Source organism: Mycobacterium sp. (assembly GCF_040509115.1).
Classification (GTDB): domain Bacteria; phylum Actinomycetota; class Actinomycetes; order Mycobacteriales; family Mycobacteriaceae; genus Mycobacterium.
Window position 1 is genome coordinate 1 of record NZ_JBEVLO010000475.1, and the last position, 9544, is coordinate 9544.

10 protein-coding genes are annotated in these 9544 nt (G+C 63.0%); 6 read left to right on the top strand and 4 right to left on the bottom strand.

Annotated elements, in window-relative coordinates; genetic code table 11:
* The 6 genes from ABW137_RS32365 to ABW137_RS32390 all read left to right on the top strand — a co-directional run.
* A partial coding sequence (locus ABW137_RS32365) for an FAD-dependent oxidoreductase (protein WP_526406443.1) occupies positions 1-664 on the top strand: 664 nt, incomplete at its 5' end.
* A 5-nt stretch (positions 665-669) separates the two neighbouring features.
* Complete coding sequence (locus ABW137_RS32370; protein WP_526406445.1) at positions 670-1599, top strand: fumarylacetoacetate hydrolase family protein; 930 nt, start codon at positions 670-672, stop codon at positions 1597-1599.
* Between the two features lies 1 nt (position 1600).
* Entirely contained in the window at positions 1601-3094 is a 1494-nt protein-coding gene (locus ABW137_RS32375) for a class I adenylate-forming enzyme family protein (RefSeq protein WP_526406447.1), read from the top strand.
* 45 nt (positions 3095-3139) lie between these two features.
* Positions 3140-4024 (top strand): VOC family protein, encoded by an 885-nt coding sequence (locus ABW137_RS32380; protein WP_526406449.1) that lies wholly within the window; start codon positions 3140-3142, stop codon positions 4022-4024.
* 23 nt (positions 4025-4047) lie between these two features.
* Positions 4048-4827 (top strand): IclR family transcriptional regulator, encoded by a 780-nt coding sequence (locus ABW137_RS32385; protein ID WP_526406459.1) that lies wholly within the window; start codon positions 4048-4050, stop codon positions 4825-4827.
* A 335-nt stretch (positions 4828-5162) separates the two neighbouring features.
* Entirely contained in the window at positions 5163-6491 is a 1329-nt protein-coding gene (locus tag ABW137_RS32390; RefSeq protein ID WP_526406461.1) for a lipase family protein, read from the top strand.
* A 200-nt stretch (positions 6492-6691) separates the two neighbouring features.
* Here the strand turns inward: ABW137_RS32390 and ABW137_RS32395 are convergent, their stop codons facing one another.
* Genes ABW137_RS32395 through ABW137_RS32410 form a run of 4 tightly spaced genes read right to left on the bottom strand, consistent with a single transcriptional unit; the run spans position 6692 to position 9366 of the window.
* Positions 6692-7570, bottom strand: coding sequence for a 5-oxoprolinase subunit C family protein (locus ABW137_RS32395; protein ID WP_526406451.1), 879 nt, complete (start codon positions 7568-7570; stop codon positions 6692-6694).
* Positions 7567-8223 carry a 5-oxoprolinase subunit B family protein gene (locus tag ABW137_RS32400; protein WP_526406453.1) on the bottom strand — a complete coding sequence of 219 codons (657 nt, stop codon included), beginning with the start codon at positions 8221-8223 and terminating at the stop codon, positions 7567-7569. Before ABW137_RS32400 ends, ABW137_RS32395 begins: the two co-directional genes overlap by 4 nt.
* Positions 8220-8546: a LamB/YcsF family protein gene (locus ABW137_RS32405; protein WP_526406455.1), complete on the bottom strand. Its 327-nt coding sequence runs from the start codon at positions 8544-8546 to the stop codon at positions 8220-8222. Before ABW137_RS32405 ends, ABW137_RS32400 begins: the two co-directional genes overlap by 4 nt.
* 4 nt (positions 8547-8550) lie before the next feature.
* Positions 8551-9366 (bottom strand): putative hydro-lyase, encoded by an 816-nt coding sequence (locus ABW137_RS32410; protein WP_526406457.1) that lies wholly within the window; start codon positions 9364-9366, stop codon positions 8551-8553.
* Positions 9367-9544 lie beyond the last annotated feature (178 nt).

Genomic DNA, 9544 nt, shown 5'->3' on the forward strand with positions numbered 1-9544 from the left:
CGACCGCCGCCTCTTCCTGGCCGGCGATGCCGCTCACCAGATGACTCCGCACCTCGGGCAGGGCATGTGCTCAGGCATACGAGACGCGATGAACTTGGCGTGGAAGATCGACGCCCGACTCAACGGCGGACCCGACAGCCTGCTCGATTCCTATGAAGCCGAACGCAAACCGCATGTGCGCACCTACGCCGTGGCCGCCGCCGCTGCAGCTAACGCTGTCGAACACCTCGCAGAAAACCCCGGGCACCCCGACGAGGTGCCGTCTCTACTGGACATTCCGTTTCCCGTTCCGACCCTGGGAGAAGGTCTGCACGACGAAACCAGCGGGGCAGCAGGTATTTTGAGTATCCAGCCCCGGCTGGACAATGGACGGCGACTCGACGACGTGGTCGGCTACAACTTCGTCGTGATTGGCGATCCCTCGGTGGTTGGCGGCGTGGAGGAATCGACCACGCGCGTTTGGGAGCGGCTACATGCACCAATCTTCACAAGTGTCGACCTTGCAACTCGACAGTGGCTAAATGAGCACCGCGCACACGCTGTCATAGTCCGCCCAGACCGCTACGTCTTTGGGGCAGCGGCCAACTCAGCACAGCTCGACCAGTTATCGCGGCAACTTTGGAGCCGGGCCGGGACCGAATCTGCCTACGCCGAATCACGGTGACCGGCATGAAACTCGTTACGTACCGATCCTCCACTGGCCATGACCGCGTGGGTGTCGTTGACGGGCTTGAGGTGCGAGGCTTCGCGACCGACCTCACGATGATCGAGCTCTTGGAGCGGGGAGATCTAACCGAGCAGGGGCGTCGCTTCTCTGACTCGCCGCTCGAGGTGCTCCCGTTGGCTGACGTCGACATCCGCAGCCCGCTGCAGCCCCGATCGATCCGTGACTGCGCCGGCTTCCTACAGCACCTGCGCAATCTCTCCGACGCCGCTGGCATCCCCGTGGATGAGCGCCACCAACTGTTTCCCCCGTTCTATTTCACCAACCCGAACGCTCGGCTGGGGCCCTATGATGATGTAGCCATCGCCCCGGACAGCGACCGGTTCGACTTCGAGCTCGAAATCGCCGCCGTAATTGGGTTGGCCGGGTCTGACATCGCCCCAGCCGACGCAGAAAACCATATCGCCGGTTACATGGTCTTCTGCGATTGGAGCGCTCGTGACCTCCAGGTGAACGAGATGCCCTTGCGCCTCGGACCCGCGAAGGGCAAAGACACAGCCAATACCTTGGGTCCATACCTGGTAACTGCAGACGAACTCGAACCGTTCCGGTCAGCCAAGGCGTTCGACTTGGAGATGACGGCCTACGTCAACGATCAACTCATCAGCCACGGGCGAATGAACACCATCGACTGGGGTTTCCCCGACATGATCGCGTACGCGTCTCGCGGCACAGAACTCCGAGCGGGCGACGTCATCGGCTCCGGTACAGTCGAATCCGGCTGCCTATTCGAACATTACGCGCTTGACCCCCAACGGTTTCGTGGTTGGCTGCAGCCTGGGGACGTCGTGCGACTGGCAGTCGAGCACATCGGCGAGCTGAGGCACCGCATCACGGCAGCCGGGCCCGCGCCCAGGCTCAGCAGTGGATACTGACATGGAGATCACACTTCACGCCCTAATCACCACGGCGGTCGATCGGTTCAGCGAGCAAACTGCGGTCTCGTCATCGGAGGGCACGCTGACCTACCGTGAGCTCACCGACCGCGCGAACCAGTTGGCGCACCGACTGATAACGCTGGGAATAACGCCAGGATCACCGGTCGCCCTGATGATGTCCAACAGTGCGGAATGGGTGATTGCCGATCAGGCAATCATCCGAGCCGGGGGCGCCAAGATCCCAATCAACGACATGCTTTCGCGGGCCGAAATCGGATACATCCTCAACGACTGCGGCGCCCAGGTCGCGATAACTGATCCCGAGCTCGCGTCCCAGGCCCGCAACGCAGGCATCCCCCACGTCGTTGAGCTGGCGCCCGGATGGACAGGCCTTGCACACGACACCGAAACGCCCTCCCACGCACCGCACATTGAAGTGACGCCGGATGACGTCGCCCTCATTCTTTACACCGGAGGCACCACGGGTCGGCAGAAGGGCGTAGTCCATACCCAACGGAGCCTCGCGACCAACCTGCTCGCTCACCAGATCGAGATCGGCTTCCAGGATGACGAACGCCTCCTCTTGACCGCGCCCTTGGCACATTCCGCGGGGTTCCTCCTGCAAGCCGGACTCTGCAAGGGCGGTCAGGCCTTTCTCGTGCAGAAGTTTCAAGCTCACGAGGTCCTGCGGCTGATCGAGGACGCCGCGATCACCTTTCTGTTCCTCGTACCTACGATGATCTACCGACTCCTCGACATTGCGGCTCCGCAGCGGTCAAGGCTCGCGTCACTGCGAACAATCCTCTACGGTGCGGCCCCGATCACCCCCGAACGTCTCCAACAGGGGATCGCTCTCTTCGGCCCGGTGTTCATGCAACTCTACGGCCAGTCCGAGGCACCGAACTTTCTGACCAGACTCACCCGGGAAGACCATGCAAAGGGCGACCCGTCGCGCCTCTCGAGTTGCGGTCGACCTGCCGCGATGGTCCAGCTCGGGATCTTCGATGAGCACGGGACACCGGTGATACCCGGAGAAGTAGGGGAGGTGTGCGCTCGAGCCCCGTACGTGATGGCCGGTTACCACGGGCTACCCGAGAAGAGTAGCGAGACGCTCGAAGGCGGGTGGCTGCACACCGGTGACATCGGCAGTATCGACGGTGACGGTTACCTCCATCTCCTCGACCGCAAGAACGACATGGTGATAAGCGGCGGAATGAACGTGTACACCACCGAAGTCGAACAAGTCATCAGTGCATGCGTAGGAGTGAAAGCGGTAGCCGTTGTGGGTGTCCCCCACCCGGATTGGGGTGAAGCTGTCACCGCGTTCGTTGTCCCGACCTCCGGTTACGACGAATCCGTCATCCGCGACTCGTGCCGACAACTGCTCGCTTCCTACAAGCAGCCCAAGAAGGTCATCTCGGTCCACGCACTTCCCATGACGGCAGTGGGAAAGATCGACAAGAAAGCGCTACGAACACAACCGATCTCGTAGAACGCACAACCACGCCAGTTTCAGACAAGCAACGAAAGGACTCCCATGACAGTCGCAGGCTCGATCTCGGCGATGGGTTACGTCGCTCTCCGCACCAGGGACCTAGCTGCATCCACCAAACTGGCAGCCGACATCCTTGGCCTGCGGTCCATCGAGAACACGTCCAAGAAGGCATTCCTCGCCGCTGCGGACACCCACCACGAACTGGTCTACATCGCCTCGGATACCGACAGTGTGGATCACATCGGACTCGTGGCCGCCAGTTCAGGTGATCTCGCCGCCATCCGAGAGAAGGTGCGGCGTGGTGGTTGGCCAGTGCTGACCGAGCAGCCCATCGAGGACCACATCGAGCAAGGCTTTGCGTTCGTGGGACCCGAAGGCTTCACCTGGCACATTTACACCGGAATGTCGTTGCTCGACATACGAACCGGCGGGATCGGCCCGGATCGTTACGGGCACATCAATCTCAAGGTCCACGACTCGGTGGCAATGAAGAACTTCCTCATCGACGTCTTCGACTTCAGATTGTCCGACCAGATCGGCGAAGATTTCGCCTTCTTTCTCCGATGCAACCCCGAGCACCACGGGATCGCTGTGGTCAAAGCGCCCGACGAAGACCCATCGATGCACCATCACGCCTGGCAAGCGCAGAGCATCGTTGACCTGGGTCGCCTTGCCGACCGCCTGGTGCGATCGGGTTCGCGCCTGTTCTGGGGTCCGGTCCGTCACGGAGCAGGACACAACATCGCCGCATACTTCGTCGAGCCCGGCGCAGGTCTCATCGAGCTCTACACCGATATGGAGATGATCTACGACAAGGAACGCGGCGCCATCATTTGGGAGTTCACCGACCCCGGATGGCTGAGTCAATGGGACGGTCTGTCACCGGAAACGATGCTCTCATACGGCATTCCACCGGCACCAAGGTAACTGTCACTGACGTTCGCAGCGAAATGCGACAGCAAGGTGAACGATACTCTGCGTCTGCCGTGGAGAAGGCGTGCGTGCTGTTGGCCGCCTTCGGCCACGGCACGGACACCGTTGTCGGTGTGAGCGAACTGGCGCGTCGATCAGGTCTGACCAAGTCGACGACGTTTCGTCAGCTGGGCATCCTCGAGCGCGCAAGCATGGTGGAGCGCCGTGGAAATGGCTACCGCATCGGGCAGGGCCTGCGGGCATTGGCACGCGATGTGTTCGGCAGCGAGCATGCAGTGCTCACTGATGCACTGATGCCCTATCTCGTTGAGGTAGTCGAGATAACCCGTCACGCAGTACAACTCGTTGTTCTCGAAGGGTCCGACGTCGTCTACGTGGGGAAGCTTCGGGGGCATCGCAGTGTAGCGGCACCCTTGCGTCTGGGTAGCCGCATGCCTGCATACCGCACCGCGGGCGGAAAGCTCCTCCTTGCATACCAATCTGTTTCCGCACTGGGGGCGGGACGTAGCTCCGTTGGTCTTGGGCTTCGCGCAGTAAACGAGGTCAACCCGCAGCTGAGTAGCGAGTTCGCCGAGATTCGGCGCCGCGGCGTCGCATTCGACATAGGCACCACAAACTCCGACCTGTCCTGTGTGGCTGCGCCCGTCGCCTCACTCAATGGAGAACCGATCGCGGCCCTATCGGTATGTGCCCCCAGCACCACGAACATGACTGCCATCGCTGCCCTTCTGAGGCGCGTGGCGCTAGCCGCCTCCCAACAGCTTCGGCTGCCGGTGACGCCACCGACAGCACTCTGACACCAGTCAGCTTCGGTATCACTTGGGGAGGCGCCCTTAGGTTTTCCTGCCAAAGTATCTGTCGGATCTCGAACGTCGTGGCGTTCGCATCGACCGAAATCGACGTGCCGCTGTGCGGCACGACAGCCATCGGTAGGCAACAAGGCGCGCCATGATCGCTCTGACCACGAGTCGTGCATCACACGAAGCCCGTTGTAGAGATGCGAGTCACGAGATTCGCCCCGGAGTGAGGCCATGCCCGAATGACTGTCCCTTTTGTGAAACAGCGGAACTCGGGAGCACCACCAGTGAGTGGACGAACGCTGACCCGAAGGTCCTTCAAGCGCACGGCGCGGTTGATCTGGGTGTGTGCTCTCGTCACGTCGGTGTGTGCGTCAATCCTGGGACCGGCGCCGGCCCATGCTGAGCCCAATTGTCCACCCAATATCGGTTATCAGCCTGAGTGCCAGTACCGGCCGTTTTACACACCGCCGAATCCGCTGCCAGACGGAGCGCCAGGTGACCTCATTCGCACCGAGCATTCCCGTATTGTGCTGGATCCTGCTGGTCACGGCAACTACTCGGGAACTGGCACCCGCATCATGTACCAGAGCACTGACGGGCGTGGAAGTCCGGTGGCGGTCTCGGGAACCTACATCGAACCTGACCGCCCGTGGCCCGGCGACGGTCCTCGGCCGCTGATCGCATTCGCGCCGTGGGGCCAGGGTTTGGGTGACCAGTGCGCGATCTCGCGACTTCTCAGTGAAGGCGGTCTTCACTTTGGCGGCGGCCTCGACTTCGTCCTCTATTTCGAGGCAGGATTCATCGCGACGATGCTGGACCGCGGGTTCGCGCTCGTCATCACCGATTACCAGGGCACCGGTACCTACGGCCCGCCCACCACCGGTATCCGAGTGCCCACCGCGCACGCCGTGCTCGACTCCGCACGAGCGGCCAAGAAGCTGCCAAGCACGTCTCTCGATCCTGCTGGGCCAGTGGCCTTTTGGGGCTATGGTCCGGGTGGCAGCGCCGCAGGGGCGGCTGTCGAGCTGGCACCCAGCTATGCGCCCGAACTCAACGTAGTAGGCGCCTGGGTCGGTGCGCCCATAGCCGACCCCGCCCTGGCTCTGGACTATGCAGACGGCTCGCTTCTGGTGGCAACGATGGGCTATGCGCTGAACGCCTTCATCGGGGCGTTTCCCGAGGCCGAGCAAGGCCTGCGGCAAGCGCTCACACCGCGGGGGGTGGACTTTCTCCAAAAGACCCGATATGCATGCATCGACGAAGCCATCATCAAGTTCGGATTCCGGCACCTACAACCGTATTTCATTCCGGACATTCACCAGATGCATGCTTCGGAACCCTTGAAGTCTGCACTGGCCGCGCAGCGACTCGGCTCTCTGAAACCCTCCGCCCCTGTCCAGATCAACATCAACAGGTTTGACCCTCTCATCCCATGGGTCGGTGCCAGACAGTTAGCGGCAGACTGGTGCGCCCTGGGCGCCGACGTCGACTTTTGGACGAACCAGCAACCTCCGCTCCTCGATAAAGTCGGTGTGAACAGTATGGCCACGTACTTCGTTGACGGCGAGCGCGGCATCCAGTGGATCACCGACCGGTTCAATGGGGTGTCAACAACGCCGAACTGTGATCGGTTGCCTCCGTTCGAGCTTCCCGCGGGCTAGGGCTGAGCTAGGGCGGAGCCACGCGCATGGCCGCGCCGGCCACCGAATCCATCCGCAGGTAGTCGTCGCGTTCTGCGGGGCACGTCTGTGACTATTCGCGAACGGTGCCGATCCACAGTCGATGTCGTGCTTCATGCGGCGCGAATGTGATCGGCCTCGGTCGTTAGGCGTGTCCTCGTCGAAGGTGTGGTGGCGTGTGGTCAGGTGATGGCTTGACGGAAGATGATGTGTTGCCCGGGCCTGGCTTGCGCGATCAGGTCGAGATCCCGGTCGACTACCGTCGCGACGACGGGGTACCCGCCGGTGATCGGATGGTCGGCGAGGAAGACGACCGGTTCGCCGCTCGGGGGAACCTGTATGGCACCCAGAGGCATGCCTTCGGTGGGCAGTTCCTTCTCCATATGTCGCGTGAGCGCTGGAAAGCCTCTCGGCCTGTTCAGGCGCGCTCCGACCCGGTCGATGCTGTCGCTCGCTTCCCACCAGCCGACCAACAGATCGCGCGGTCTTCGGAACCAATCGTCGCGCGGACCAAAGATCACGTGCGCGGTGATCGGGACGGTGTCGATGGTGGCCACGGGCGCCACGTCGATGGCGATGTCGCAAATCGTGTCGTCGCCGGCCGATAGCTCCGTTCCGGTAGAGAGTGGTTCGGGGCCCAGTCCAGAAAGGGTGTCGTGACTGCGTGAGCCTAGAACTGGGTCCACGTCGATACCGCCTCGGACGGCGACGTAGATTCGCATGCCGGCCTTGGCCATGCCGAGCCGCAGTCGCCGACCGCGCTCCAGGACGATCACCGACGAGTGACCCGTCGGCGTCCCATCGACGGCGATGGGCGCCGGCGCTCCGGTCACCGCGACGATGACGGGTGCGATGGCGTACAACTCGAGTCCGCCCATGAGGCACTCGATGGTGGCAGCGCCCTCCTGGTTGCCGACAAGTCGGTTGGCCAACGTGTGCGACCGCCGATCGGCCGCACCCGACACCCCGACGCCGGAGTTGAACCAGCCGGGACGCCCCAGGTCTTGGATGACGCTCAACGGTCCGCTCGCCAGCACGCGGAGATGGGGTCGCCTTCTCATCGGGCGGGCTCGTTCACGAACTGCACCCGGTGCCCCGGCCGGATGAGCGCCGGCTGGGGAAGGGCGAGGTCCCAGGTGGACAGTGTTGTCGTACCAATGATCTGCCAGCCGCCCGGTGAACGGCGTGGGTAGACCGCGCTGTAGCCGTCGGCGAGAGCGACGGAACCTGGCGGAACCGAGGTCCGTGATTGCTCACGCCGCGGTACGGCTAGCCCCGGTGTGCTCGAGACGAGGTAACCGAAACCCGGTGCGAAGCCGACAAAGGCGCATCTCCAGGAGCGACTCGTGTGTCGACGGATGACTTCGTCGACGGAGATTCCCAGAATCGCTGCGACGTCGTCGAGGTCGCTCCCGTTGTAGGACACGGGTATTCGCACCAGCTCCGATCCGGAGTCCGCCGCGGCCTCGACGTGATTGGCTGAGGTGAAGAGGCGGTGGATCGATAGCTCGAGATCTCGCAGTCCCACATTGGGTTTCGTGGTCACGAGGATCGTCTGGGCGGCGGGAAGAACGTCAGTGATACCTGCTAGTCCGCTGCCGCGCAGTGTCGATGCCAGGGCGTCGACACTGCTGGGATCTTCCGGCTCGATGAGGAGTGCCCTACTACCCGCGGGGAGCATGCGCACTCGCGGAGCGCGTTTCGCGGGTGTCATGTGACGGCCCTGACGACGGCGTCGTTGGCTTCCTGTGCTGCCCGGACCGAACGCGCGATGCCCGCGGCATCGGACGGGTTGCCGTGCACACAATTGCCTTCAGCCGGAACTCGAATGACGGTGCCGTCTTGAGCTCGAACCGAACTCCTCGTCACCAGCTTCGCAAGGGCATCGAGACCACCGATCTGGTGTGGCGTCTCGTCGGCGGTGTTGGCGGGCTTCGTGGCAATGACACGACGTCCGAAGCCGACCAGGTCGCGGTACCCGATGTGCGCCCCGATGCCGACACCGCCGGCCACCGCACCGTCACACCTTCGCCGCATGATGTCACACCGCATGTTGATTGCCCGAAATGTGTTCGTGGTCGGGCTGATCGGTGATCAGCATGTGTCCGGGAGCATGGGTGATTGCGAACGGAATGCCGGACGCCATGATGGCCGCTTGGGGGGTGACCCCGCATGCCCAGAACACCGGGACGTCGCCGGGTTGGAAGGCGACCGCATCGCCGAACTGTGGTCTGTCAATGCCATCGACGAGAAGCGATTGGGGATCACCGACGTGAACCGGCGCTCCGTGCACGTCCGGCATCCTGTGCGACGCCGTCACGGCCGTCGCGACCAGCGAGGCGGGGATGGGCCGCATCGACACCACCAGTGGTCCACTGATCCGGCCAGCGGGGCGGCACTGGCGTTGCGTCACATACATCGGGACGTTGACCTGCTGCTCGCGATGACGCAGTGGGACACCCGCTTCGATCAGCGAGGTCTCGAAGGTGAACGAACAGCCGATGTGGAACGACACCAGGTCATCGCGCCAGGCATCGGATGCGTCGGATACCTCACCGACGAGGGCCCCGTTCTCCCAGATTCGATAAGCGGGTAGGTCCGTACGAATGTCGGCTCCCGGTGCGAGAACCGTTGTGTGCGAGCCGGCGTCGCTGACGTCCAGTAGCGGGCACGGCTTCGGGTTGCGCTGCGCGAAGAGGAGGAAGTCGTAGGCCCAGTCGCGTGGAAGGCTGACGAGGTTGGTCTGCGTGTAACCGCCGGACCACCCGGAGGTGGGGGCCACGGTCCCGGCCCGAAACCGCGACCGCGACTCAGCAGGACTCAGGTGCGCGAGCTGCTCGGCAGGTGTCTGATGCATGAAGACTCTCTTCCGAATGTTGGCTTGCCGACGCTCATGTCAGTTCGATGCCGCGGGTCTCGGGCAGCCCGAAGAGCGCGATGACCGCGATCACGTAGCCGATCGCGCCGAAGATCAGCGCGCCACCGAGACCCAGGGTGGTAGACGCCAGAAATCCGACCACGGTGGGAAATGCTGC

What these genes read in the sequence shown, in the direction of transcription:
- ABW137_RS32375 (WP_526406447.1), top strand. Translation starts at nt 1,601, where the DNA reads ATGGAGATCACACTTCACGCCCTAATCACCACGGCGGTCGATCGGTTC.
- ABW137_RS32405 (WP_526406455.1), bottom strand. Translation starts at nt 8,546, where the DNA reads ATGCGGCGAAGGTGTGACGGTGCGGTGGCCGGCGGTGTCGGCATCGGG.
- ABW137_RS32370 (WP_526406445.1), top strand. Translation starts at nt 670, where the DNA reads ATGAAACTCGTTACGTACCGATCCTCCACTGGCCATGACCGCGTGGGT.
- ABW137_RS32410 (WP_526406457.1), bottom strand. Translation starts at nt 9,366, where the DNA reads ATGCATCAGACACCTGCCGAGCAGCTCGCGCACCTGAGTCCTGCTGAG.
- ABW137_RS32385 (WP_526406459.1), top strand. Translation starts at nt 4,048, where the DNA reads ATGCGACAGCAAGGTGAACGATACTCTGCGTCTGCCGTGGAGAAGGCG.
- ABW137_RS32380 (WP_526406449.1), top strand. Translation starts at nt 3,140, where the DNA reads ATGACAGTCGCAGGCTCGATCTCGGCGATGGGTTACGTCGCTCTCCGC.
- ABW137_RS32395 (WP_526406451.1), bottom strand. Translation starts at nt 7,570, where the DNA reads ATGAGAAGGCGACCCCATCTCCGCGTGCTGGCGAGCGGACCGTTGAGC.
- ABW137_RS32400 (WP_526406453.1), bottom strand. Translation starts at nt 8,223, where the DNA reads ATGACACCCGCGAAACGCGCTCCGCGAGTGCGCATGCTCCCCGCGGGT.